The following is a 22,616-nucleotide window of genomic DNA, read 5'->3' on the forward strand; positions in this document are numbered from 1 at the left end:
GCCCGCACAATGGTCCTCATCCTGAGCTTGTCGAAGGACGAGGGCCAGGCGCCGTGCCTGAAGGTCGATCGTCCCTACGGCGCCTTGCCCGTTTCGACATAGGCCGTCAGGCGGTCGAACTGCGCGCTCAGCACCTGGTCAACAGCCGGCGCGATCTTGTCGAGCCCGCCCTTCATGTAGCCGCCGACGTCGTAGGTCTGGGTCAGGGTGGTCTTGCCGTCCGCCTCCGACAGGGTCCAGCCCAGGTGACCGGCGGCGCCGGACGTCTGCAGCGGCCCCAGGGCGCCGAACAGCCGCAGGCCCTTGCCGGGCTGGGCGTAGACCACGGTCATGTGCATCACCGAGCCGCCGTTCGGCAGCTTCTCGCAGAAACAGCCGCCGGCCATCGGGGCCAGCGACAGGTTCGCCGCCGAACCTGACCAGGTGTGGTCCTTGCTCCACCATTGCGAAGGCTGGGACAGGGCCGCGTAGACCTTGTCGGCCGGGGCGTTCAGAACCGCCGTGCGCTTGACCTGGAAGCCGTTGGGTTGGGCGTCGGCGACCTCGGCGTGGGCGGTGGTCGTCAGGGCGAGCGCGGCGGCTGTGATCAGCAGGTGTTTCATGGGGTGGCCCCTCCCGGTTGGAGGAAGGGTGTCGTTCTGAAGACCAGCGTCAAGTGTTAGCCGCTGAAACCTAAGCCGCCTCGAACCGCAACGGCCCGCCCCAGAAGCTTTCCACCAAACCGTTCTGTGGGCCCGGCGCGCCGGTGGTCAGGAACTTGCGCGAGCCGCCGGTTCCGGGATCGAACTCCGGATGGCGCTGCAGGTAGAGCTCCAGGGCGTCGGCGGTCGAGGCCGGCTGGTGGATGACCGGCGTGCCGGCCGGCAAGGCGGCGCGGAAGATGTCGGCGATGATCTCGTAGTGGGTGCAGCCCAGCACTGCGCGGTCGGGATAGCGGCCGATGCGGGTCTTCAACGCCTGGACATAGCCCTCGACCGCCTTGGCCAGGTCCACGGCCCCCGCGTCGCCCTCGATCATCGGCACAAGGTCCGGGCAGGCCTGCGAGAAGACCGCGATGTCCTGTTTGCGCTTGTCGATCTCGATCTCGTAGACGCGCGAATTGGCCGTGCCCTGGGTCGAGAACACGCCCAGCACGTCCAGCTGCTCGACCTTGTCGCCACGCCGCTCGGCCTCGTGCTCCCAAGGCAGGCCGGTGGCGGCCTCGATGGTCGGGACGATGATGCCCAGCACGTTGATCGGCCGGCCCAGCGCCTTGCGGTAACCCGGCAGCCAGGTCTGCTGCAGGCGCCGCAGGGCGATCGCCGAAGCGGTGTTGCAGGCCAGGACCACCAGGCTGGCGCCGGTCTCGAACAGGCGCTCGCAGCCGGACCGGGTCAGGTCGACGACCTCCTCGCCCGGCCGCCCGCCATAGGGGGCGTGGGCCTGGTCGGCCAGATAGGTGAAGTCCGCCTGGGGCAGACGGTTCACGAGGGCGCGGTGGACCGTGAGGCCGCCCACGCCGGAATCGAAGACGCCGATGGACATGGATCTGGCTTACCCCGCCGCCGCCCGGCCGTCCACGCGGCCGGCTTGAGATTCTGGCGCCGACCCCGTGCAGGCCCGGCGCCGGCACGAACCGGTCCCGGCCCGACGGGCGCGCGAGAGATTCTGTCGTCGAATTCACGCTTCATGGGACGAATTCCGCACGAAAGCGCTTACCTACCAGCCTCGCGGCGCTCTAGGCTTCAGCTTCCCTTTCCCCGGAGACTCGCCCGTGAAGCGTCGTTCCTTCCTCGCCGCCGCCAGCGCGACCGCCCTGACGCCCATGATCGCCAAAGCCGCCACGCCGCCCGCCGCTTCTTCCGCTTCCGGCAACCCCCTGCTGGCCCCATGGACGGGCCCGCACGGCGGCCTGCCGCCGCTGGACAAGGTCAAGCCCGAGCTGTTCGCCGGCGCCTTCGAGACCGCCATGGCCGAACAGCGCCAGGAGATCTTCGCCCTGACGGCCAAGCGCATGGCGCCGACCTTCGAGGGCGTGATGGCGGCGTTTCAGGATTCCGGCCGCACCCTGAACCGGGTGGGCGCGCTGTTTGGGGTGTTCACCTCGACGATGAACGACGCGGCCATGCAGAAGGTCGAGGCCGAAAGCACGCCCAAGCTGGCGGCGTTCAGCGACGAGATCATCCAGAACGAGCAGCTGTTCTCCCGCATCAAGGCCGTCTACGACGCCCGCGAGACCTCGAACCTGACGCCCGAGCAGAAGCGTCTGACCTGGGTGACCTACAACAGCTTCGCGCGCCAGGGCGCGGCGCTGGACGCCGCCAAGAAGGCTCGCCTGGGCCAGATCAACCAGGCCCTGGCCAGCCTCTACACCAAGTTCAGCCAGAACGAGCTGGCCGACGAGGAGGGCTACACCCTGGAGTTGGCCGAGAGCGACCTGGCCGGCCTGCCGGAGTCGGTGAAGGCCGGCGCGGCGGCCGCCGCCGAGGAAAAGGGCCTGAAGGGCAAGTGGCTGATCACCAACACCCGCTCGTCCATGGAGCCTTTCCTGGTCTATTCCGACCGTCGCGACCTGCGCGAAAAGGGCTGGAAGCTGTGGGTGTCGCGCGGCGACAACAACGACGCCCACGACAACAAGGCGGTGATCACCGAGATTCTCAAGCTGCGGGCCGAGAAAGCCCAGCTGCTGGGCTTCGAAAGTTATGCCCACTGGATCACGGCCGACCAGATGGCCAAGACCCCGGACGCGGCCATGGACCTGATGATGCAGGTCTGGAAGCCGGCCGTGGCCCGGGTCCACGAGGAAGTGGCCGACATGCAGAAGGTGGCCGACGCTGAAGGCGCGACCTTCAAGATCGCCCCCTGGGACTATCGCCACTACGCCGAGAAGGTGCGCAAGGCGCGCTACGACCTCGACCAGAACGTGGTCAAACCCTACCTGCAGCTGGAGAAGCTGCGCGAGGCCATCCACTGGGCGGCCGGCCAGCTCTACGGCTTCACCTTCACCCAGATCGCCGACGTGCCGGTCTGCCACCCCGACGTGCGCGTCTGGGAGGTGACCAAGGGCGGCCAGCGCGTCGGTCTCTGGTACTTCGACCCCTACGCCCGGGCCGGCAAGCAGTCGGGGGCCTGGATGAGCGAGTACCGCACCCAGGAGAAGTTCAAGGGGGTGATCACCCCGATCGTCTCCAACAACTGCAACTTCGTGAAGGGCAAGCCCGGCGAGCCGGTGCTGATCTCGTGGGACGACGCCGTCACGATGTTCCACGAGTTCGGCCACGCCCTGCACGGCCTGAACTCGGACGTGACCTATCCCGCCCTGGCCGGCACCAACGTGGCCCGCGACTTCGTCGAGTTCCCCAGCCAGCTGAACGAGCACTGGCTGCCGACCAAGCCGGTGCTGAGCCAGTTCGCCATCCACTATCAGACCGGCAAGCCGATCCCGGCCGAGCTGGGGGCCAAGATCGAGAAGGCCAAGACCTTCAACCAGGGCTTCTCGACGGTCGAGTACCTGGCCTCGGCGATCTACGACATGAAGATCCACCTGGCGGCGAAAGGCCAGGCGATCGACCCGGCTGAATTCGAAAAGACGGCCCTGACCGAAATCGGCCTGCCGTCCGAGATCGTCATGCGCCACCGGCCCACCCAGTTCGGGCATATCTTCTCGGGCGACGGCTATTCGGCCGGCTACTACAACTATATCTGGGCCGACACCCTGACCGCCGACGCCGCGGAGGCCTTCGAGGAGGCGCCGGGCGGCTTCTACGACAAGGCCGTGGCCAAGCGGCTGCATGACGACATCATGAGCGTGGGCAACACCATCGAGGCGGGCGAGGCCTTCCGTCGCTTCCGCGGCCGCGACGTGAAGATCGGCGCCCTGATGCGCAACCGCGGCTTCCCGGTTCCGCCGGGGGCGTAGGCTGAGCGCAACGATTGGGGACAGGCGCATGCGCCTGTCCCCAGACACGTCGCCGATCCGACCGTTTTCAGATATATCTAAAAACACTCTTGACCAGATCTGATTCCGATATATCTATAATTCCGATATAACGAAACAGGATCTAAAACTCACATGTTTGGACGTCATCCCCACCACGGTCATCACGGCGGTCATCACGGCGCGCCGTTCGGCCGTCATCCGTTCGGCTTCCACGGCCATGAAGGCCATCACCGTCGCGGCGGCCGCATGGGCCGGTTCTTCGATCACGGCGACCTGCGCCTGGTCGTGCTGAAGCTGATCGCCGACAAGCCCAGCCACGGCTACGAGCTGATCAAGGCCGTCGAGACCGCCGCCGGCGGCGCCTACACTCCCAGCCCCGGCGTGATCTATCCGACCCTGACCCTGCTGGAAGAGCTGGGCTACGTCACCGCGGCCGACGCCAGCGGCGGCAAGAAGCTCTATACGATCACCGACGAGGGCCGGGCCTTCCTGGAGACCAACAACCAGCCGGTCCACGGCCTGTTCGCCCGCATGGCCGAGGCCGCCGCCCAGAGCGCCGCCTTCTCGCCGCAGATCATGCGGGCCCGCGAGAACCTCAAGACCGCCCTGCGCCTGAAGCTGACCTCCGGCTCGCTGACCCCCGAACAGGTCGCCGCGATCGCCAAGGTCATGGACGACGCGGCCGCCGCCATCGAAGGGGTCTAGCCCATGCAGAGCCACGCCCGCCTGAACACCGACCAGGGCGCGCGCTACATGATCCAGCTGGCCAAGCATTGGGGCCACAGGTTCGAGGCGACGTATGACGACGTCTCGGCCCTGATCCCGTTGCCGCTGGGGACCTGCAGCATGCTGTCCGACCCCGAGGGCCTGGACGTCACGATCGAGGCGGCCGACCTGGAGGCCCTGGCCAGGCTGGAGGATGTCGTCGCCGAACATCTGCTGCGCTTCGCCTTCCGCGAACCGATCAAGCGCCTTGGATGGACGCGCGCCTGGGAGGCCGGCCACATCGATCCGCCGGCCCTGCGGATCAACCGCGCCGCACTCTAGGTTGAGCGGCGTCACTTTTTCGAGATTGTCCGGAGACAGCCGATCAACCGCCTTGCGCGCATCCAGGAACGGGCGTTTCATCCAAAATAAGCTCCAGTAGAGAGCTTTGGAGGAAGCCATGGGTCATGTGGTTCGCGGCGCATCGTATCGCGCGCGACAGGGCGGCCGCCAGAGTCGTCTTGGCTGGTTCCTGCTGATTTCCGTCGCCAATCTCATACTTTGGACCGGCGTGATCGCCCTGATCGCGCGCGCGTCCTAAGGCAGGCCGCCGCGGGGCCGCAGCCCGAGGATCGACGCTCTCGCGAGCGATCCTCGGGCCGCGATCGCGTCAGTCCATCAGTCTCTTCGACAGATAGACATATTCCAGCGCCTGGCGGCGGGCGGTCTCGGCCAGGTTGGCGCTGGCCGCGTGGCCGCCGTCGATGTTCTCGTAGTACAGCACCGGATAGCCCAGCTCCTCCAGCCGCGCGGCCGCCTTGCGGGCGTGGGCGGGGTGGACCCGGTCGTCCTTGGTCGAGGTCTCGATGAACACCTCGGGATAGTTCCGGCCGGCCTTGAGATTGGAATAGGGGTCGTACCGGGCGATCACCGCCCGCTCGGACGGGATGGCCGGGTCGCCGTATTCGCCCACCCACGAGGCGCCGGCCCCGATCTGGGTGTAGCGGATCATGTCGAACAGCGGCACCTGCACGACGATGGCGTTGTAGAGCTCGGGCCGCTGGGTCAGGGCCACGCCCATCAGCAGGCCGCCGTTGCTGCCGCCCATGATCCCGAGGCGCCGTGGCGAGGTGATCTTGCGGGTGATCAGGTCCTGGGAGACGGCGAAGAAGTCGTCATAGACCTTCTGGCGGTTCTCCTTGAGCCCGGCGTTGTGCCAGGCGGGTCCAAACTCGCCGCCGCCCCGGATGTTGGCCACCACATAGGTCCCGCCGCGCTCCAGCCACAGCTTGCCCATCACCCCCGAATAGGCCGGGGTCATCGAGGCCTGGAAGCCGCCATAGGCGTAGAGCAGGGTCGGGGCCGAACCGTCGTATTTCACGCCCTTGGGCCGGACGACGAAGTAGGGGATCTTCACGCCGTCGGTGCTGGTCGCCTCGAACTGCTCGACCACATGGGTCGAGGCGTCGAAGCGAGCGGGCGAGGCCTTGACCTGCTCCAGCTTCAGCGAGGCCGCATCGGCCAGCCAGTAGGTCGAGGGCGTCAGATAGCCGGTGACGCTGAGGAACAATCGGTCGTCCTTCTGCGAGGCCGAGCCCAGGCCGATCGTCGAATTGCCTGGCAGGGCCAGCTTCTGGCTCGTCCAGCCTTTGGGTCCGTGGCTGTAGGCCACGGCCGCGCCGGTGACGTTGTCCAGCAGGCCGACCACCAGCTTGTCGCGGGTGGTGGTGACGCTCTCCACCGACTGCTTGGGGGTGGGGCGCAGGACCAGGGTCGCGGCCGCCTTGGCCGGATCGGCCTTGAAGGCGCTCAGGTCGAAGCTGAACAGATCGCCGCTCTTGAAGCCGCGTTCCGGCCAGTCCTGCTCCAGGGTGACGATCACCTGGCCGGCGACATAGCCCCGGACGCTGCTCTTCAGCGGCAGGGGCAGTCTCACCGCGCCCTGGTCGGTCAGCAGGTAGGTCTCGGTTTCGAAGAAGCTGACCGCGCGGCTGATCAGGGTGGCGGCGACCCGGCCGTCGGCTTCGGTCAGGGTGTAGGCCGAGGCCGCGACGTCGTCCGGCGCGCCCCGGAACACCTCCCTGGCCGAGGCCAGGGGCGCGCCGCGTTTCCACGCCTTGATCACATAGGCGTAGCCCGACTTGGTCACCTGGCCCGGCTCCCACTCGCGGGCCACCAGCAGGGTGTCGCGGTCAAGCCAGGCGACGTCCTGCTTGCCTTCGGGCAGCACGAAGCCGCCGTCCACGAAGCTCTTGGTCACGGTGTCGAACTCGCGGATCGTCACCGCGTCCTTGCCGCCGTCCGACAGGGTGAGCAGGCAGCGGGTCTCCTCGGGCGGCAGGCAGGCCGCGCCCTTGAACACCCAGTTGGCGCTCTCGGCCTTGGACAGGGCGTCGATGTCGAGGATCGTCTCCCATTGGGGCTGGGCGGTGCGGTAGCTCTCCATCGTCGTCGCGCGCCACACGCCGCGCACGTGCTCGGCGTCCTGCCAGAAGTTGCGCAAGGACCCGTCGCCGGCGAACGACACGGCGGGCACCCGGTCCTTGGCGTTGAGGATGGCCAGGGCCTGGTCTTCCAGCCCGGCATAGCGCGCGTCGCCCTGCAGCACGGCCAGGCTGCGGGTGTTCTGCGCCTTGGCCCAGGCCAGCGGCCGCTCGCCCTCGATCTCCTCCATCCACTTGTAGGGATCGTCCTTGCCCAGGTCAGCCAGCGGCGTGCGGGCTTGCGTGTCGGCGGCGGGGACGGGATCGGCGGCTTGGGCGGCTGTGGTCATGAGGCTCGTGGAGGCGAGGAGGGCGAGAAGCAGTCTACGCATCTGGGGATCCGGCGGCTGTCGTGACAGAGCAGCGCCCTTGGAAGCGCGCCTTTGACCTGGACGGTATCGCAAAAGACGTCGGGCGCCAGGCGGCGTCATCGTCGACTCAGTCGTTGTCGTTGGGGATGTTCAGCACCTGACCGCACGCCTTGCAGTGCACGGCGTCGGGATCGTGCCGCATCAGGCCGCAACAGGGGCAGGGGAAGTTCACCTTGTGCGGCCGCAGGATCGACTGGATCAGGCCGATGAACAGCGACACCCCGCCCAGCATCACCGCGATCGACAGCAGCTTGCCCCAGGCGCCTGGCAGGGTGACGTCGCCATAGCCGGTGGTGGTCAGGCTGGTGACGGTGAAATAGAGGGCGTCGACATAGCCGTTGATGCCCTCGTGCCGCCCGGCGAAGCTGGAATAGACGAAACCGGTGACCACGAAGATGAAGGTCACCAGGGTGGAGGCCGCGCGGGTGATCTGCTCCACCCGGGTGTCGTCATAGCGCCGGCCGACGGTGCGCCAGAAGAACTCGCTGTGGATCACGGTCCACAGCCGCAGCACCCGCAGGAAGCCGAAATTGAACAGCCAGGCGGGAAACAGCAGGGTGGCCAGGACGAACAGGTCCATCCAGACGATCGGCTTCTTCAGCCAGGCCTTGAGGTCGCCGTGGGCCACGGCGCGCGCCGCCAGGTCCAGGCCCAGGAACGCCGCCACGGCGTAGTCGACCAGATAGAAGGTCAGGCCGTGCTGGCGCATCAGCGGTGCGGCGATGAAGAAGGCGATGATCGCCAGGTCGATGACGATGATCCCATAGCGGAACCGCACCGCCGTGGGCGAGGCGCCGTGATAGAGCGCCCGCAGGCGGGCCCTCAGGCGTAGACCCCGTTCGTCACTGTCGCGATCGCCCACTCAAGCCCCTTCCGCACCGAAAAACCCGCGCCCAAATCGCCGCAGTTTGGTCCGACCTCTGACTCGGGCGAGGTTTTCCACTATATAGCCCGGACCATGAGCCGCACCTTTCTCAAGATGAACGGCCTCGGCAACGACTTCGTCGTGATCGAGACCCTGTCCCAGCCCTTCAATCCGACGGCTGAGGAAATCCGCGCCATCGCCAAACGAGGGGAGGGCGGGATCGGCTGCGACCAGGTCATCGCCATCGATCCGCCGCGCGCCGAGGGCGCCAGCGCCTATGTGCGGTTCTGGAATTCCGATGGCGAGGTGACCGGGGCCTGCGGTAACGGCACGCGCTGCGTGGCTTGGTTGCTGATGCAGTCTTCGGGCAAGACCGCCGTGGCCTTCGACACCGTGGCCGGCCGCCTGACGGGCCAGATGGCCGGCGACAAGCTGGTGACGGTCGATATGGGCCCGCCGGGCCTGGCGTGGGACCAGATCCCGCTCGCCGAAGAGATGGACACCACGGGCATCGAGCTGCAGGTCGGCCCGATCGATGCGCCGGACCTGCATACGCCCGGCTGCGTCTCGATGGGCAATCCGCACGTGGTGTTCTTCGTCGACGCGCCCGCCACCGATGAACTGGCGCGCGGCGCGGGCAGCCTGATCGAGCACCACCCGCTGTTCCCCGAAGGCGTCAATGTCGGTTTCGCCAACGTCGTGGCCCGCGACCACATCAAGTTGAAGGTCTGGGAACGCGGCGCGGGCCTGACCGCCGCCTGCGGCACCGGCGCGTGCGCCGCCCAGGTGGCGGCCGTGCGCAAGGGCCTGACCAACCGCGTCGCCAAGGTCGAGTTCGAGAGCGGCGCCCTGACCATCGAATGGCGGGCCGGCGACGGCCACGTGATCATGACCGGCCCGATCACCCTGGAATTCACCGGCAAGCTGCCCGAGCGCGTCGCCGCATGACGATCCACCCCGCCATCGGGGCCGGCAAGACGGCCGTGATCACCGGCGCGGCCGACGGCATCGGCCTGGCGGCCGCCCAGGCCTTCGCAGGCTTAGGCATGAACGTCGTCATGGCCGACATCATGGGCCGGGCCCTGAAGAAGGCGGCCGACGCCATCGGCGAGGCGGCCCTGGCCGTGGAGACCGACGTCGCCGACCGCGCCGCCGTCCAGGCCCTGCGCGACGCCGCCGTTGAGAAGTTCGGCGCCGTGGACGTGCTGATGAACAACGCCGGGGTCGGCGGCGGGGGCGACGTCTTTTCGGGCGAGGACCCGTGGAAGCGCGTGCTCGACGTCAATCTGTGGGGCGTGATCAACGGCGTCCAGCTGATCGGCGAGGAGATGGCGGCCAGCGGCCGTCCGGGCCTGATCATCAACACCGGCTCCAAGCAGGGCATCACCCAGCCGCCGGGCGCCACCGCCTACAATGTCTCGAAGTCGGCGGTGAAGGCCTTGACGGAGGGCCTGGCCCACACCCTGCGCGAGATCGTCGACTGCCAGGTCGACGCCCGCCTGCTGATCCCCGGCTATGTCTTCACCGGCATGACCCGGCGCGGAACCGACAAGCCGGCCGCCGCCTGGACGCCGCAGCAGACCGTGCAGTTCATGCTGGACAGCATCGCGCGCGGCGACTTCTACATCCTGTGCCCCGACAACGACGTGCCGCGTTCGCTGGACGAGAAGCGCATGGCCTGGACCATGGGCGACGTCATCGAGAACCGCCCGGCCCTGTCGCGCTGGCATCCCGACTGGAAGGACGCCTTCGCGGCGTTCGTCGAAAAGCCGTGACCTACACCCTCATCTCCAGGCCCCCGAAGCCGGCCCCCGCTGCCAAGGCAGAGCGGGGCGAGGAAGGCGGTCCGGCGACCACGATGTCGGGGCCAGACGGCGTCGACGTCGTCACCTTCGGCTGCCGGCTGAACGCCTATGAGTCCGAGGCCATCCGGGCCCGAGCCTCGGCTGACGGCTTGTCGGACGCGGTGGTGTTCAACACCTGCGCGGTGACCAACGAGGCCGTGCGCCAGGCGCGCCAGGCGATCCGCAAGGCCCGCCGCGAGCGTCCCGACGCCCGGCTGATCGTCACCGGCTGCGCCGCCCAGATCGACCCCGCCGCCTTCGCCGCCATGCCCGAGGTCGACCTGGTGCTGGGCAACGCCGAGAAGGCCGCGCCGGGGGCCCTGCTCGACACCTCCACCCGCGTGCGGGTCAATGACATCATGTCGATCAAGGAGACCGCCGGCCACCTGATCGCCGGCCTCAAGGACCGCGCCCGGGCCTATGTCGAGGTCCAGAACGGCTGCGATCACCGCTGCACCTTCTGCATCATCCCGTATGGCCGGGGAAACTCGCGCTCGGCCCCGGCCGGCGAGGTCGTCGAGCAGGTCCGCCGCCTGTCGGCCGAGGGCTATAACGAGGTGGTGCTGACCGGCGTCGACGTCACCTCCTGGGGCGCGGACCTGCCGGGCGAGCCGACCCTGGGCCAACTGGTCGCCCGGATCCTCAAGCTGGTCCCCGACCTGCCGCGCCTGCGCCTGTCGTCGATCGACGCCGCGGAGATCGATCCGGACCTGTTCAAGCTGCTCGAGACCGAGCCGCGGCTGATGCCCTATCTGCATCTGTCCCTGCAGGCCGGCGACGACCTGATCCTCAAGCGCATGAAGCGCCGCCACAGCCGGGCCGACGCCTTGAAGCTGGTGGCCGAGGTGCGCCGCGTGCGCCCCGACACCGCCTTCGGCGCCGACCTGATCGCCGGCTTCCCGACCGAGACGGAAGAGGCGTTCGCCAACACCCTGAAGCTGGTCGAGGAGGCGGGCCTGGCCTTCCTCCATGTCTTCCCCTACAGCGCCCGCCCCGGCACGCCCGCCGCGCGGATGCCGCCGGTCAAGGGTCCGGTGATCAAGGACCGCGCCCGCCGCCTGCGCGAAGCGGGCCAGGCCGGGCTCGAACGCCACCTCCAGCGCCAGGTCGGCCGCACCCTGTCGGGCCTGGTCGAGCGCGAGGGCGTGGCCCGGGCCGAGGACTTCACCGAAATCGCCTTCGAAGGCGTCGCGCCCCAAGGCCAGATCGCCGCCTTCCGGGTGGTCGGCCACGACGGCGCTCGGGTGATCGCGGAGCTCGCCGCCTGGGGATGATCGGTCGTTATGTCCTGACGGCCGTCCTTGCCGCCGCCCTGCTGGTCGGGGAAGCGGCGGCCGCGCCGGACGTCCCGCCCACCGCCCTCCAGCCGATCGACCCGATCGCGTTCAGCGTCATGACCTACAACGTCGAAGGCCTGCCCTGGCCGGTGCGGTCGGGGCGCGGGTCCAAACTCAAGGCGATCGGCCGCGAACTGGCCTCTCTGCGCGAGAAGGGGCTCGAGCCCGATGTCGTCCTGCTGCAGGAGGGGTTCCGCGACGAGGTCGACGACCTGATCGAGCTCTCCGGCTATCCCTATGTCGCCAAGGGGCCGCGCAAGAAGCAGCGTGACGGCAGCCAACTGACCCGCGAGGACCGGCCGCGTTACAAGCGGGTGAAGTACCGCCGCAAGGGCGAGGGCTGGGGCAAGTGGGGCTCCAGCGGCCTGTGGGTGCTGAGCAACCACCCCATAAGATGGGTCAAGTCGCACGCCTACCACTACTGCGCGGGCCTGGACTGCCTGGCCAACAAGGGGGTGATGCTGGTCAGCCTCGACGTGCCGGGCCTGCCCGTCCCGGTCGAGATCGCCGACACCCATCTCAATTCCAAGGGCGCCTCGGGCGTGCCGCGCAATCGCAACCGCATCGCCCACCACCTGCAGGCCGCGGAGCTTAGCCAGTTCATGCAGACCGACCGAACGCCCGGCGCGCCCCTGATCGTCGGCGGCGACTTCAACGTCATGCACGCGCCCGACCGCTTCGACTATGTGATGCAGCGCTATCCGTTCGAGGTGGTCAGCCAGGTCTGCTTCCAGACGCCGGACAGCTGCGACGCCAAGATCTCGGCCGACGGCGACGCGCCCTGGCTCGACACCCAGGACCTGATCGGCTTCAAACAGGGCGACCGGGTGGCGATCCGGCCGGTGCGGGTGGAGGCCCGCTTTGACGGCTCGGCCACGGGCGGGCCCTTGCTGTCCGACCACGACGCCTATGAAGTGACCTTCCGCCTGACGCCGATCCCGGTCCTGCCGGTTCCGCCGCACGAGCCTTGAGGTTTGCGATGCCCGATCTTTCCCTGACCGGCGGCTGCCAGTGCGGCGCGGTGCGTTTTCGGGTCGAGAGCGAACCGAGGCGAGCGTCGATCTGCTGGTGCCGCATGTGCCAGAAGGCCTTCGCTGGCCCGTTCGGGGCCCTGGTCACGGTGAACGTCGCCGACCTGACCTGGACGCGCGGCGCGCCGGCCCGCTTCCAGAGCTCGGACGCCGTCCAGCGCGGCTTCTGCGCCGCCTGCGGCACGCCCCTGACCTTCGAATGGAGCGCCGACCAGATCGACCTGGCGGCCTTCGCCTTCGATGACCCGTCGCGGGTGGAACCGGACGTGCAGCTGGCCGTCGAGGGTCGCCCGGCTTGGATGGAGCATCTGGCCGACATGCCTGTGCGGCCGCCGATGGGGCCGTCAGGGGCGGTGGTCAGCCGGCAGCATCCGGATCACGAGACCTGAATCCCTTCTCCCGCGAGGGAAGAAGACCTAGACCTTCTCCTCGCCGCCCGCGAAGCCCGGCAGATGCCAGCCGAACTTGATCGCGCAGGCCCTCAGGCCGAAGGCGGCGCAGAAGCCGGCGATCCCGGCCGGCCAGAAGGCGACGTGCAGCAGGGTCAGTCCCGCGAACACGCCCGCGCCCAGCAGGGCCGCGGTGATGTAGATCTCGCGCCGTAGCAGGAGGTTTGGCTCCTCGGCCAACACGTCGCGGATCACGCCGCCGAAGGCGGTGGTCAGCACGCCCATGACCATGGCCGTGAACGGATGGACCCCCAGGCTCAGGGCCTTGGCCGTGCCCACCACGCAGTAGGCGGCCATGCCCAGGGCGTCCAGCCACAGCAGGGCGCGGAACCGCCAGCCGCGCTTGCCCAGCAGCCAGACCGCGACGGCCGCCGCCAGGCAGACCATCACGTAGCCGGGCCGTTGGATCCAGAACACCGGCGCGCCGATCAGCAGGTCGCGCAGCGTCCCGCCGCCCACCCCGGTGATGGCCGCGAAGAAGCCGAAGGTGATGATGTCGTGCTTGCGATGGGCGGCGGCCAGCGCGCCGGTCGCCCCGAATACGGCGACGGCGGCGTAATCCAGCCAGAATAGGGTGGTTGAAAGCGCGTCCATTGGCGTTTCATGCCACGTCCGCTAGAGCCTGTCCCAGGCTCTATCTTCGTAAAATCGGAGCGTGGCGGGCGCTGAAACCGCTCACACTTTCAGCTGCCACGCTCTAAAGGAACGCCATGAGCGAAAAGCCCGAGCAGAAAAAAGGCTGGTTCCAGCGCCTGACGTCCGGCCTGGCCCGGTCGTCCCAGGCGATGACCGAGCAGGTCACCGGCGTCTTCGTCAAGAAGCCGCTGGACCAGGAGCAATTGGACCAACTGGAGGAGATGCTGATCGAGGCCGATCTGGGTCCCCAGATCGCCGCGCGCATCACCGACGCCTTCGGCAAGGCGCGGTTCGGCAAGTCGTCGACCGAGGCCGAGGTCAAGGAAGCCCTGGCCGAACTGGTCGCCGCCGAGCTGACCGATCGCGAGGGCGTGTTCGACCCGCTGTCTGGCCCCAAGCCCTATGTGGTGCTGTTCATCGGCGTCAACGGCTCGGGCAAGACCACCACCCTGGGCAAGATCGCCTCGGACCTGACCCTCAACAAGAAGGCCAAGGTGCTGATCGCCGCCGGCGACACCTTCCGCGCCGCCGCCGTCGAGCAGCTGAAGGTCTGGGCCGACCGGGCCGGGGCCGACTTCATGTTCCGCCCCGCCGGCGCCGACGCCGCCGCCCTGGCCTACGAGGCCGTCGAGCGCGCCAAGGCCGAGGGCCACGACGTGGTGCTGATCGACACCGCCGGCCGCCTGCAGAACAAGCAGGGCCTGATGGACGAGCTGCTGAAGATCATCCGCGTGCTCAAGAAGGTCGATCCGGACGCCCCGCACGAGACCCTGCTGGTGCTGGACGCCACGGTCGGCCGCAATGCCCTGGCCCAGGAGAAGATCTTCGGCAACCAGGTCGGGGTATCGGGGATTGTCATGACCAAGCTGGACGGCACCGCGCGCGGCGGGGTGCTGGTGCCCGTGGCCCGCGCCTCGGACAGCCCGATCAAGCTGATCGGCGTCGGCGAGGGCGTCGATGACCTGCAACCGTTCGACGCGCGCGCCTTTTCGCGTTCGCTGGTGGGCCTGGAAGACTGAACATGACCGACACGCCCCCTACGTCCGAAGCCAAGAAGAACGCCGCCTGGGTGCGCACCGCCGTCGACTACGGCGCGCCGATCGCCTTCGCCGTGGCCTTCTTCACGACCAAGAACTTCCAGACCGCCACCTGGGTGCTGGTCGCCGCCTCGGGCCTGGCCCTGGTTCTAGGCTATGTGGTCGAGCGCCGCGTGGCGCTGCTGCCGCTGTTCTCCGGCGTGATGGCCCTGATCTTCGGGACCCTGGGCCTGGTGTTCCACAGCGACGTGTTCGTGAAGATCAAGGTGACGGTGGTCAATGCGGCCCTGGCCGTCTTCATGATCGGCGGCGTCATCGCCGGCCGTGCGCCGCTGAAGGCCCTGATGGGCGAAGCCGTGCACCTGCCCGACGCGGCCTGGCGCATCCTGACCCTGCGCTACGGCGGCTATTTCGCTTTCGCCGCCGCCGCCAACGAGCTGGTCCGCCTGACCCAGACCACGGATATGTGGGTCAAGTTCCGCATCGGCCTGCTGCCTCTGGCCCTGCTGTTCTCGCTCAGCCAGGTGCCCTTCATGATGAAGCACATCGCCAAGGGCGATGAAGCCAAGACTCCCGAGCCGCCCGACGCCGGGTTCTAGAAGCTCGCGCGCCAGACCAACCGACAGCCCACGGACCATCTGTCGTCAAACCGACGCGTAACCGTGGTACATAAAGGTCCGTCGACGGAAACGAGGGACGACGGACCATGGCCAAGACCAAGGGCGAGGCGAAGAGCGACAAGGGGACCGAGCACGGCGGGGCTTTGGCCCGGTCGCCCAGTCATCTCCTGCATCGGGTCCTGCAACTGGCCCTCGACATCTATGCCGAGGAAAGCGGATCGGGCGGGATCACCCAGCGCCAGTTCGCGGTGCTGGCGGCCGTGGCCGAAAACCAGGGCGTCACCCAGACGGGCCTGGTGCGCGCCACCGGCATCGACCGATCCACCTTGGCCGACATGGTCGCCCGGATGATCACCAAGGGCCACCTGGAGCGCCATCGCTCCGACCAGGACGCTCGCGCCAACACCGTCAGCCTGACCCCCGCCGGCGCCGCCGTGCTGGAGGAGAGCCGCCCCAAGGTGGCCATGGCCGACGCCCGCATCCTGGCCCTGCTGAAGCCCAGCAAGCGCGAGGGCTTCCTGGAGCTGCTGGCCGACATGGCCGTCACCGACGTCCACGCCGAGCCCGAGGTCAAGGCCAAGAAGGCCAAGGCCTCCAAGGCCGAAAAGCCCGCGCACGGCAAGAAGGACAAGAAGCCCAAGAAGGAAAAGGCGGCCAAGAAGGCGGCCTGACCCTCGTCAGGGAACGAACACCTGGCGGGTGTCCATCCGCACGTTGCGGGCGGCGCGACAGGCGTCCTGGGCAGCCCGATCGCGCTCTCGCATGAAGCTCAGCAGCAGCGATCGGCGCCGCGCGCCGGAGCGGTTGCGGGTCGCCCCATGCGGCAGGTCGGCGTCGAACACCAGGATGTCCCCCGCCTCGCCCGTCAGGATCAACGACAGGGTCTCGTCCGACTCGCCGCCCAGGTCGCCGGGGTCGAGAGGACGCGGAACCACGCGGGTGGCGCCGTTGTCGGGCCCATAGGGGTCGAGAAAGACCAGGGCGGCGACGGCGTTCACGCCGACGCCGTCGCGATGCAGCGGCTGATGGCCGCCGTCCAGCAGCGGCTCGCGGCCTTCGACCTGACCGAGAAAGAAGGGAGCGCCCAGCATCTGGCCTCCGGCCGCCAGCAGCGACGGCAATCGGCAGGTTCGCTGCACCACGGGATCCAGATCGACCAGAGCGTGACGCCAGCCGAGGCCTCGAGGCGCGGCCCATTGATCCTGGGTCCCCACACCGGCGTCGAAGGCGTCGCGCAGACCCTCGCGCCAGGCCTCGGGCACGGCGCCGCGCAGCAGCAGATAGCCGTCGCGGTCCAGGGCGGCGGCTTGCTCCGCCTCCAAAGGCTCGACCTTGGTGGGCGCCAGGAGATCGCTCATGGCGTCAGCCTAGCAACCGCGGACGGCTTTTGAAGGGGGAACCGGCGCCGGCGAGGATGGGCGCGCTCGACTCCGCCGCGAAACCCTTAGGCCTCCACCCTATGACGCTCTAGGATCACGCCACGCCGAAAGGACGGCTCGGCCCGCTGGATCTCCCTGGCGCGCGAGCGTCCGGGCAGGAGCCGCCATGGCCAAGGGTCAGAAGAAGTCCAACAAGGAAGTCCGCAAACCGAAGGCCGACAAGAAGGCCGCTCCGGTCTCGACCTCGCCGTTCATCGTCACGTCCGGGAAGAAGTAGGCGCACACCTGATCGCCCGCTCCGCGTCGGTGGAGCGGGCGGTGGGTCCTCGTCCCTGTGAAAGCCCCTGACGTGATCAAGCAGTATGGATGGTCCGATCCGCTGGCGCGGGCCTTCGAACCGCACGCCCGCGCAGGCCACCTTCCGGGGCGCGTCGTGGTCCAGCAGCGGAACGGATATCTGGTGGCCACCGACGAGGGCGAGCTGCCCGCCAAACCGTCGGGGCGCCTGCGCCACGAGGCGCGAGAGGCCGGCCACCCGGCCGTCGGCGATTGGGTGGCGCTGTCGGTGAACCGCGCCGAACGCACCGCCACCATTCACGCCATCCTGCCGCGCCGCACCGCCTTCGTGCGCCGGGCCGCCGACAGCACCCAGACGCCGCAGGTGGTCGCCGCCAATATCGACGTCGCGTTCATCGTCACCTCGATGAACGCCGACCTCAACCCGCGCCGGATCGAGCGCTATCTCGCCGCCGCCTGGCAAAGCGGCGCCCGCGCCGTGGTGGTGCTGACCAAGTCGGACCTCTGCGCCGAACCGTCGCTCCAAGCCGCCGAGCTGGAGGCTCTGGCGGCCGGCTGCCCCGTCGTCACGGTGTCGGCGCGGCAAGGCGTGGGGCTCGACGCCTTGCTGGCCCATCTGGCTCCGGGCGAGACCTGCGTGCTGATCGGCTCGTCCGGCGTGGGAAAGTCGACGCTGGTCAATGTGCTGCTGGGAGAGCAACGCATGGCGACCCAGGCGATCCGTGAAGCCGACGACCAGGGACGCCACACCACCAGCCACCGTGAGTTGGTCCTGCTGCCCGGCGGCGGGCTGATCATCGACACGCCCGGCATCCGCGAGGTTGGACTGATCGACGCCGACGAAGGCTTGAGCGTGGTGTTCGACGATATCGAGCGCTTGGCGCAGGCCTGCCGGTTCAACAATTGCGGCCACGCCAACGAACCCGGCTGCGCGGTGCGCGGCGCATTGCGCAGCGGGGCCCTGGACCCCGATCGCTGGGAGCATTTCCAAAAGCTTGGGCTTGAACTGGCCGCCGTGGACGACAAGGCCGATCGCGCGGCCAAGGACGCCGAGCGCCGCCGCCTGGGCGGGCTTCAGAAGAAATACCGCGCCACGAAGAAGAACGACCGAGGCGCCGACTGACCTTCCGGCGCTCGGCGGCTCCACGCCGTCGCGGGAGGTATTTTCAGAATGTAGCCCGCGCCTCCGGACAAACCGGGCTAGGTGGAAGATCCCCATTCAAGAGAGACGCCAATGCCCGCTTTCACCATCGTCACCACCAGTGCGACCCAAGGCAGCGACGGGGCGGAGGTGAGCACGCTTGCCGACGAGTTCGTCAACGAGAGCGAAGCGCTGGGCTATTCGCGCCGCATGGCTGAAGAGATGGTCGAGCTCGCCCACCAGCTCGCGCTGGATTTCGACTACAGCACCGTCGGCCTCTACGAAGGCGACCTGATCGACGAGGAACTCGATCCGTCGCATTCCGCCTTCATGGGCGCGTGGGTGCTGGACGAGGAGGGCGTCTCGTTCATCCCGGCGGACGAATTTCGCGAAGGCGCGACGGACACCGAGCTTTCCGTGTCGTGACGCCCGGCGGCCGCCTGTCGGCGCCGCCTCAAACGCAAACCGCCCGCCTCGCGTCGGCGAGGCGGGCGGCTGTGCGCTGGAGATCAGCGAACGCTTAGGCGGGCTGGTGCACGCCGGCTTCGTTCAGCCATTCCAGGATCTTGGCCTTGGGCATGGCGCCGACCTTCATCGAGGCCATCTGGCCGCCGCGGAACAGCATCATGGTCGGGATGCCGCGCACGCCGTAGCGCGACGGGGTGGTGGGGCTGTCCTCGATATTGACCTTGGCCACGGTGACGTGGTCAGCCAGTTCCTCGGAGATCTGCTCCAGGGCCGGGGCGATCTGCTTACAGGGGCCGCACCATTCGGCCCAGAAATCGACCAGGACCGGCTTGTCGGCCTGCAGGACGTCCTTTTCGAAGGACTCGTCGGTCACCGTCACGGTGCTCATCGTCTGGCTCCATCTGCGCCCGGAGGATCGGGGCGCGCTAGAAAACTGTGTGGGCTGGGGATTCGCTCCCCATCTTGCAGCAAGATTTAGGGACCCGCGCGCCCCTCGGCAATGATCTAGAACAGCCGGGCCAGGGCGGCGGCCATCACCTTTTCTGGAACCGCCATGAGTTTGGGGCCGTCCGTCCACACGATCGCGGCCTCGATCGGGCGGTCGGGAAACACTTCGGACAGCACGGCGGCATAGACCGCCATCTGCGACAGATAGGCCGGATCGGCGTTTTCGATGCGGTCGGGCGAGGGGCGGTTGGTCTTGTAGTCGACCACCAGGATGCGGCCCTCCGTGACCACCAGACGGTCGACCCGGCCCGAAATCCTCAGCTCCAACGGCAGGCCGCGCGCGCCGCCGGCCACCGAGACCTCGGCCCGCGAGCCGGGACCGAACACCGCGGCGAACCGGGGGTCTTCCAGCACACCGAAAGCCGCGGCGGCCATTTCGGCGCGCGGGTCGTCGGTCAGGTCGCGCTCGGCGGCCAGCAGGCGGGCGGCGGCCTTCCTGCGGCCCACGGGCTCAATGTCCGGGAGAAGCTGCAACAGCCGGTGGATGATCTCGCCGCGCCGATAGCGGCCCAGGCCCGACACCGCCGCCAGCGGCGAGGGTGCGCTGCCCCGGGCCTCGTCCTCCAGGGTGGACGGTGCGGCATAGCGGGCGGCGGGCGTCTCGGGCGCGGCCGGGGCCAGGGTCCAGGCGGGCGTGGGGACGAGGGTTTGGGCGAGGCGCGGCGCTGGGGCGTCGGCGCGCATCGGATCGGGGCCGAAGCGCTTGCGCCCGTCGTCGGAGATTTCGCGCACGCCGGGTTCGATGTCGGCATGGGCGAAGGCGGCCTGGGCGGCGGCGTACCAGCCGCCGACATTCTCGTCCTTGGTCCGCGCGTCGATGCGGCCGCACAGGATCAGTCGATCCCGCGCCCGGGTCAGGGCCACGTAGTAGAGGCGCAGGGCCTCCTCGTCGTCCTTCTTCTGGCGGCGCTCGCGGGCCATCGCACTGGCTTCGCAGTCATTGGCCTTGGAGGCGCACCACAGGAAGCCGCCGCCTTGCGTCTGCATCAGCGGCGAGCCGCGCGCCCCGCCCTTCATCGTCGTTTCGGGCAGGAAGACGATCGGCGCCTCCAGGCCCTTGGCGCCGTGGGCGGTCATCACCCGCACCTCCTGGCGCGCGCCCTCCATCTCGCGCTTGACCACGATGTCCAGGCTGGCGAAGTCGGCGACCAGGGCCTCCAGGTCGCGCACCCCGCGCTGCTCGGCGGCCAGGATCTGGGCCAGGAACTCGTCCAGGGCCTCGGCGGCCTCCTGGCCCAGGCGGGTCAGGACCTTGGCGCGATTGGAGCGGACCGTGTCGTCCACCCGGCCCAGCAGCAGGGCGTAGAACTCGAACGGCTGCTTGCGGCGGCTCTCCGCGACGGCCCAGCGCAGCAGGTCGCGGGCGGCGCTCCACAGGGGCTGCTCGCCGGCCCGCGCGTTGACCGCCTGCCACAGCGTGCCCGGCCGGCTCTTGGCCAGGGCGTAGAGATCGTCATCCGACAGGCCGCAGAACGGGCTCTTCAGCAGGGCCGCCAGGGTCAGGTCGTCGTCGGGGAACAGGCAGAACCGGCCCAGGGCCAGCAGGTCGTCGAACACGATGTGCGCCGACAGGCTCAGGCGGTCGGCCCCGGCCACCGGCACGCCGCGCCGCTTCAGGGCCCGCAGCACCTCCTCGAACAGCGCCTTGCGCCGACGCACCAACACCAGGATGTCGCCGGGATGGGCCGGCCGCCACTGCTTGGTCTCCTTGTCGAACACCGCATCGCCGCGGGCGATCAGGGCCTGGATCTCGACGGCGATCTTCTCGGCCAGGCGGCGGTTGGCGCCGTGCTCGCTTTCGGCGTCCAGCGGCGCGTCCCAGGCCTCGCGCTCCTCGCCGGGCAGCTCGCGCTCCAGCGGCCAAAGGTCCACGCAGCCCTTGTGATCGACGCGGAACGGCTGGTGGCGGACCACGTCCTCGCCGGCCGGGGCCGGCACGCCCGATCGGGTCTCGGGGGCCGAGAACAGGGCGTCGACGAAGCTCAGCACCTCCACGGTCGAGCGGTACGACATGGTCAGGGGCACGGCCTTGCCGATCCGGTCGGCGGCGGTGATCTGGGCGATATAGCCTTGGGTCTCGGCCAGCAGCCGCTGGGGATCGGCGCCCTGGAACGAATAGATCGACTGCTTCTCGTCGCCGACCACGAACAGGGTGCGGGCGTCTTCACCCTTGTGCTGGGCCCTCCAGCGCACCGCGCCTTCGCCAGCGAAGAAGTCCGAGGTCAGGGCCCGCAGGATCGCCCATTGCTCGGGGGCGGTGTCCTGGGCTTCGTCCAGCAGGATGTGGTCGATGCCGCCGTCCAGCTTGTACAGCACCCAGGCCGCGTCGACCTTTTCGGTCAGCAGCACCTTGGTCTTGTCGATCAGGTCGGCGAAGTCCAGCGCGCCCCGGGCGTCCTTCTCGATCTGGTGCGAGGTGACGTAGAGCGCCGCCAGGCGCAGGGCGTCGGCGCTGTCCTCGGCCACGCGGGCGGCGCGCAGCCACTCGCGGGCCTCGGCGAGGCGCTCCTGCTCGGCCAGCAGGCGGGTGCGCAGGTCTTCACGACTCTTCAGGCCCGAGGTCTTGGCCGGCCAGGTCGCGGGCGTACCGGCCCCCTTCTCGGTGAACAGCGCCGCCAGGGCCTGGTCGAGGTCGGCGTCCGGGTCCGTGGCCACGGCCCGAAGTTGGCCGGCGCATTTGATGTCGGTCTTGGTCCCGTTCAGCAGCACATCGGCCACCGAACGCCACAGGTCGCGGTCCAGCTCGGCCATCGCCTCGGCCGCGACGTCCTCGACGCTGCTGGCCCCATAGTGGAAGCCGCAGACCTTCCAGACGTCCTCGACCGCGCCCTGCAGGCCGCCCACCCGTTCCAGATAGTCGCCGATCGCTCCGCGCTGGGTCTCGAAGGTGGCGAACATCGCCTCGAAGCTGGCGAAGTCGAGCGCCACCGAGAACCGGGCATAGGCCTGGGCGTAGGCGTCGTCATGGTCGGTGACATAGGTCGCCACCTGCCGCAGGGCGCCCTGGGCGATGGCGGCCGAGGCGCTGTCGTCCATCACCTGGAAGCCGGGCGAGACACCGGCCTCCAACGGAAAGCGCCGCAGCAGCTTCTCGCAGAAGGCATGGATGGTCTGGATCTTCAGCCCGCCCGGCGTCTCCAGCGCCTTGGCGAACAGGCCCCGCGCTTCGGATAGATCGCGGTGGCTGAAGCCGGCCGGGTCACGGCCCTCCAGAGCGCCTAGCTGCTCGCGCAGCTTGACGTCGGGGGTGACGCACCACTCGCCCAGCCGCTCGAACAGCCGCCGCTGCATCTCGGCGGCGGCGGCCTTGGTGTAGGTCACGCACAGGATCGCCTCGGGCGACGAGCCGGCCAGCAGCAGGCGCGCGACCCGATCGATCAGGGTCTTGGTCTTGCCCGAGCCGGCATTGGCCGTGACGAAGGCCGAGATGGCCGGGTCGGCGGCGATGCGCTGGGGGTCGGGGGGCAGGGTCAGAGCGTCGGACATCAAGATCCTCCCCCTCTGGGGGAGGTGTCGCGGAGCGACGG

General features: G+C 68.8%; 23 protein-coding genes. 15 read left to right on the forward strand and 8 right to left on the reverse strand.

Translation table 11 applies throughout. The features are described from left to right. Positions 1 to 74 precede the first annotated feature (74 nt). Both WAL33_RS19505 and WAL33_RS19510 read right to left on the reverse strand, forming a co-directional pair. Entirely contained in the window at positions 75 to 602 is a 528-nt protein-coding gene (locus tag WAL33_RS19505; RefSeq protein ID WP_422183426.1) for an SRPBCC family protein, read from the reverse strand. Positions 603 to 672: 70 nt separating this feature from the next. Continuing rightward, positions 673 to 1,524 carry a glutamate racemase gene (locus WAL33_RS19510; RefSeq protein ID WP_422183428.1) on the reverse strand — a complete coding sequence of 284 codons (852 nt, stop codon included), beginning with the start codon at positions 1,522 to 1,524 and terminating at the stop codon, positions 673 to 675. Between the two features lie 229 nt (positions 1,525 to 1,753). On the opposite strand from WAL33_RS19510, the gene WAL33_RS19515 reads away from it, so the two are divergent. The 4 genes from WAL33_RS19515 to WAL33_RS19530 all read left to right on the forward strand — a co-directional run bounded on the left by WAL33_RS19515 (position 1,754) and on the right by WAL33_RS19530 (position 5,225). Further along, positions 1,754 to 3,898 carry a M3 family metallopeptidase gene (locus WAL33_RS19515; RefSeq protein ID WP_422183429.1) on the forward strand — a complete coding sequence of 715 codons (2,145 nt, stop codon included), beginning with the start codon at positions 1,754 to 1,756 and terminating at the stop codon, positions 3,896 to 3,898. 153 nt (positions 3,899 to 4,051) lie between these two features. Next, entirely contained in the window at positions 4,052 to 4,624 is a 573-nt protein-coding gene (locus tag WAL33_RS19520; RefSeq protein WP_422183431.1) for a PadR family transcriptional regulator, read from the forward strand. Positions 4,625 to 4,627: 3 nt separating this feature from the next. Continuing rightward, on the forward strand, positions 4,628 to 4,966 hold the full coding sequence (locus tag WAL33_RS19525) for a DUF2218 domain-containing protein (RefSeq protein WP_422183433.1): 339 nt from the start codon (positions 4,628 to 4,630) through the stop codon (positions 4,964 to 4,966). A 118-nt stretch (positions 4,967 to 5,084) separates the two neighbouring features. Continuing rightward, positions 5,085 to 5,225: a hypothetical protein gene (locus WAL33_RS19530; protein WP_422183434.1), complete on the forward strand. Its 141-nt coding sequence runs from the start codon at positions 5,085 to 5,087 to the stop codon at positions 5,223 to 5,225. 69 nt (positions 5,226 to 5,294) lie between these two features. On the opposite strand, the gene WAL33_RS19535 is transcribed toward WAL33_RS19530, so the two are convergent. Together WAL33_RS19535 and WAL33_RS19540 are read right to left on the reverse strand one after the other, a co-directional pair. Next, positions 5,295 to 7,439 (reverse strand): prolyl oligopeptidase family serine peptidase, encoded by a 2,145-nt coding sequence (locus tag WAL33_RS19535; RefSeq protein WP_422183436.1) that lies wholly within the window; start codon positions 7,437 to 7,439, stop codon positions 5,295 to 5,297. Positions 7,440 to 7,545: 106 nt separating this feature from the next. After that, entirely contained in the window at positions 7,546 to 8,340 is a 795-nt protein-coding gene (locus tag WAL33_RS19540; protein WP_422183438.1) for a potassium channel family protein, read from the reverse strand. Positions 8,341 to 8,436: 96 nt separating this feature from the next. On the opposite strand from WAL33_RS19540, the gene dapF reads away from it, so the two are divergent. The 5 genes from dapF (at position 8,437) to WAL33_RS19565 (ending at position 12,944) form a co-directional block, all read left to right on the forward strand. Beyond that, positions 8,437 to 9,291 carry a diaminopimelate epimerase gene (dapF, locus tag WAL33_RS19545; protein WP_422183439.1) on the forward strand — a complete coding sequence of 285 codons (855 nt, stop codon included), beginning with the start codon at positions 8,437 to 8,439 and terminating at the stop codon, positions 9,289 to 9,291. Beyond that, complete coding sequence (locus WAL33_RS19550) at positions 9,204 to 10,118, forward strand: SDR family NAD(P)-dependent oxidoreductase (protein ID WP_422183441.1); 915 nt, start codon at positions 9,204 to 9,206, stop codon at positions 10,116 to 10,118. Before dapF ends, WAL33_RS19550 begins: the two co-directional genes overlap by 88 nt. Positions 10,119 to 10,201: 83 nt before the next feature. Next, entirely contained in the window at positions 10,202 to 11,461 is a 1,260-nt protein-coding gene (gene mtaB / locus WAL33_RS19555; RefSeq protein WP_422183460.1) for a tRNA (N(6)-L-threonylcarbamoyladenosine(37)-C(2))-methylthiotransferase MtaB, read from the forward strand. Then, the gene (locus WAL33_RS19560) at positions 11,458 to 12,495 is read left to right on the forward strand and encodes an endonuclease/exonuclease/phosphatase family protein (RefSeq protein WP_422183442.1); all 1,038 of its coding nucleotides are present in this window, start codon (positions 11,458 to 11,460) and stop codon (positions 12,493 to 12,495) included. The genes mtaB and WAL33_RS19560 overlap by 4 nt, the downstream gene beginning before the upstream one ends. Before the next feature lie 8 nt (positions 12,496 to 12,503). Next, positions 12,504 to 12,944 (forward strand): GFA family protein, encoded by a 441-nt coding sequence (locus WAL33_RS19565; protein ID WP_422183443.1) that lies wholly within the window; start codon positions 12,504 to 12,506, stop codon positions 12,942 to 12,944. 27 nt (positions 12,945 to 12,971) lie between these two features. Here WAL33_RS19565 and WAL33_RS19570 read toward each other — a convergent pair whose 3' ends face one another. Next, entirely contained in the window at positions 12,972 to 13,598 is a 627-nt protein-coding gene (locus WAL33_RS19570) for a trimeric intracellular cation channel family protein (RefSeq protein WP_422183444.1), read from the reverse strand. Positions 13,599 to 13,714: 116 nt separating this feature from the next. Between WAL33_RS19570 and ftsY the strand changes: the two genes are divergently transcribed. The 3 genes from ftsY to WAL33_RS19585 all read left to right on the forward strand — a co-directional run bounded on the left by ftsY (position 13,715) and on the right by WAL33_RS19585 (position 15,968). Next, positions 13,715 to 14,659, forward strand: coding sequence for a signal recognition particle-docking protein FtsY (ftsY, locus tag WAL33_RS19575; protein ID WP_422183446.1), 945 nt, complete (start codon positions 13,715 to 13,717; stop codon positions 14,657 to 14,659). 2 nt (positions 14,660 to 14,661) lie between these two features. Further along, entirely contained in the window at positions 14,662 to 15,276 is a 615-nt protein-coding gene (locus WAL33_RS19580) for a septation protein IspZ (protein ID WP_422183447.1), read from the forward strand. Between the two features lie 107 nt (positions 15,277 to 15,383). After that, complete coding sequence (locus WAL33_RS19585; RefSeq protein WP_422183449.1) at positions 15,384 to 15,968, forward strand: MarR family winged helix-turn-helix transcriptional regulator; 585 nt, start codon at positions 15,384 to 15,386, stop codon at positions 15,966 to 15,968. 6 nt (positions 15,969 to 15,974) lie between these two features. On the opposite strand, the gene WAL33_RS19590 is transcribed toward WAL33_RS19585, so the two are convergent. After that, positions 15,975 to 16,655 (reverse strand): phytanoyl-CoA dioxygenase family protein, encoded by a 681-nt coding sequence (locus tag WAL33_RS19590; protein WP_422183451.1) that lies wholly within the window; start codon positions 16,653 to 16,655, stop codon positions 15,975 to 15,977. 187 nt (positions 16,656 to 16,842) lie between these two features. Here WAL33_RS19590 and WAL33_RS19595 point away from each other — a divergent pair, with 187 nt between their 5' ends. From WAL33_RS19595 to WAL33_RS19605, 3 genes are all read left to right on the forward strand, one after another. Then, positions 16,843 to 16,953: a hypothetical protein gene (locus tag WAL33_RS19595; RefSeq protein ID WP_422183453.1), complete on the forward strand. Its 111-nt coding sequence runs from the start codon at positions 16,843 to 16,845 to the stop codon at positions 16,951 to 16,953. 72 nt (positions 16,954 to 17,025) lie between these two features. Further along, a complete protein-coding gene (gene rsgA / locus WAL33_RS19600) occupies positions 17,026 to 18,096 on the forward strand; it encodes a ribosome small subunit-dependent GTPase A (protein WP_422183455.1) in 1,071 nt (356 codons plus the stop codon). A gap of 111 nt (positions 18,097 to 18,207) precedes the next feature. Then, on the forward strand, positions 18,208 to 18,540 hold the full coding sequence (locus WAL33_RS19605; RefSeq protein ID WP_422183457.1) for a hypothetical protein: 333 nt from the start codon (positions 18,208 to 18,210) through the stop codon (positions 18,538 to 18,540). Positions 18,541 to 18,634: 94 nt separating this feature from the next. On the opposite strand, the gene trxA is transcribed toward WAL33_RS19605, so the two are convergent. Together trxA and addA are read right to left on the reverse strand one after the other, a co-directional pair. Continuing rightward, positions 18,635 to 18,970, reverse strand: coding sequence for a thioredoxin (gene trxA, locus WAL33_RS19610; RefSeq protein ID WP_018061274.1), 336 nt, complete (start codon positions 18,968 to 18,970; stop codon positions 18,635 to 18,637). A 116-nt stretch (positions 18,971 to 19,086) separates the two neighbouring features. After that, on the reverse strand, positions 19,087 to 22,575 hold the full coding sequence (gene addA / locus WAL33_RS19615) for a double-strand break repair helicase AddA (protein WP_422183459.1): 3,489 nt from the start codon (positions 22,573 to 22,575) through the stop codon (positions 19,087 to 19,089). Between the last annotated feature and the right edge of the window lie 41 nt (positions 22,576 to 22,616).

It is taken from the genome of Caulobacter sp., assembly GCF_049283275.1.
GTDB lineage: Bacteria > Pseudomonadota > Alphaproteobacteria > Caulobacterales > Caulobacteraceae > Caulobacter.

Excerpts from the sequence above, each read along its gene's own strand:
- WAL33_RS19505 (WP_422183426.1), bottom strand. The coding sequence starts at position 602 with ATGAAACACCTGCTGATCACAGCCGCCGCGCTCGCCCTGACGACCACC.
- WAL33_RS19510 (WP_422183428.1), bottom strand. The coding sequence starts at position 1,524 with ATGTCCATCGGCGTCTTCGATTCCGGCGTGGGCGGCCTCACGGTCCAC.
- WAL33_RS19520 (WP_422183431.1), top strand. The coding sequence starts at position 4,052 with ATGTTTGGACGTCATCCCCACCACGGTCATCACGGCGGTCATCACGGC.
- WAL33_RS19525 (WP_422183433.1), top strand. The coding sequence starts at position 4,628 with ATGCAGAGCCACGCCCGCCTGAACACCGACCAGGGCGCGCGCTACATG.
- WAL33_RS19530 (WP_422183434.1), top strand. The coding sequence starts at position 5,085 with ATGGGTCATGTGGTTCGCGGCGCATCGTATCGCGCGCGACAGGGCGGC.
- WAL33_RS19535 (WP_422183436.1), bottom strand. The coding sequence starts at position 7,439 with ATGCGTAGACTGCTTCTCGCCCTCCTCGCCTCCACGAGCCTCATGACC.
- dapF (WP_422183439.1), top strand. The coding sequence starts at position 8,437 with ATGAGCCGCACCTTTCTCAAGATGAACGGCCTCGGCAACGACTTCGTC.
- WAL33_RS19550 (WP_422183441.1), top strand. The coding sequence starts at position 9,204 with ATGGCGGGCCGGCGACGGCCACGTGATCATGACCGGCCCGATCACCCT.
- mtaB (WP_422183460.1), top strand. The coding sequence starts at position 10,202 with ATGTCGGGGCCAGACGGCGTCGACGTCGTCACCTTCGGCTGCCGGCTG.
- WAL33_RS19560 (WP_422183442.1), top strand. The coding sequence starts at position 11,458 with ATGATCGGTCGTTATGTCCTGACGGCCGTCCTTGCCGCCGCCCTGCTG.
- WAL33_RS19565 (WP_422183443.1), top strand. The coding sequence starts at position 12,504 with ATGCCCGATCTTTCCCTGACCGGCGGCTGCCAGTGCGGCGCGGTGCGT.
- WAL33_RS19570 (WP_422183444.1), bottom strand. The coding sequence starts at position 13,598 with ATGGACGCGCTTTCAACCACCCTATTCTGGCTGGATTACGCCGCCGTC.
- ftsY (WP_422183446.1), top strand. The coding sequence starts at position 13,715 with ATGAGCGAAAAGCCCGAGCAGAAAAAAGGCTGGTTCCAGCGCCTGACG.
- WAL33_RS19580 (WP_422183447.1), top strand. The coding sequence starts at position 14,662 with ATGACCGACACGCCCCCTACGTCCGAAGCCAAGAAGAACGCCGCCTGG.
- WAL33_RS19585 (WP_422183449.1), top strand. The coding sequence starts at position 15,384 with ATGGCCAAGACCAAGGGCGAGGCGAAGAGCGACAAGGGGACCGAGCAC.
- WAL33_RS19590 (WP_422183451.1), bottom strand. The coding sequence starts at position 16,655 with ATGAGCGATCTCCTGGCGCCCACCAAGGTCGAGCCTTTGGAGGCGGAG.
- WAL33_RS19595 (WP_422183453.1), top strand. The coding sequence starts at position 16,843 with ATGGCCAAGGGTCAGAAGAAGTCCAACAAGGAAGTCCGCAAACCGAAG.
- WAL33_RS19605 (WP_422183457.1), top strand. The coding sequence starts at position 18,208 with ATGCCCGCTTTCACCATCGTCACCACCAGTGCGACCCAAGGCAGCGAC.
- trxA (WP_018061274.1), bottom strand. The coding sequence starts at position 18,970 with ATGAGCACCGTGACGGTGACCGACGAGTCCTTCGAAAAGGACGTCCTG.
- addA (WP_422183459.1), bottom strand. The coding sequence starts at position 22,575 with ATGTCCGACGCTCTGACCCTGCCCCCCGACCCCCAGCGCATCGCCGCC.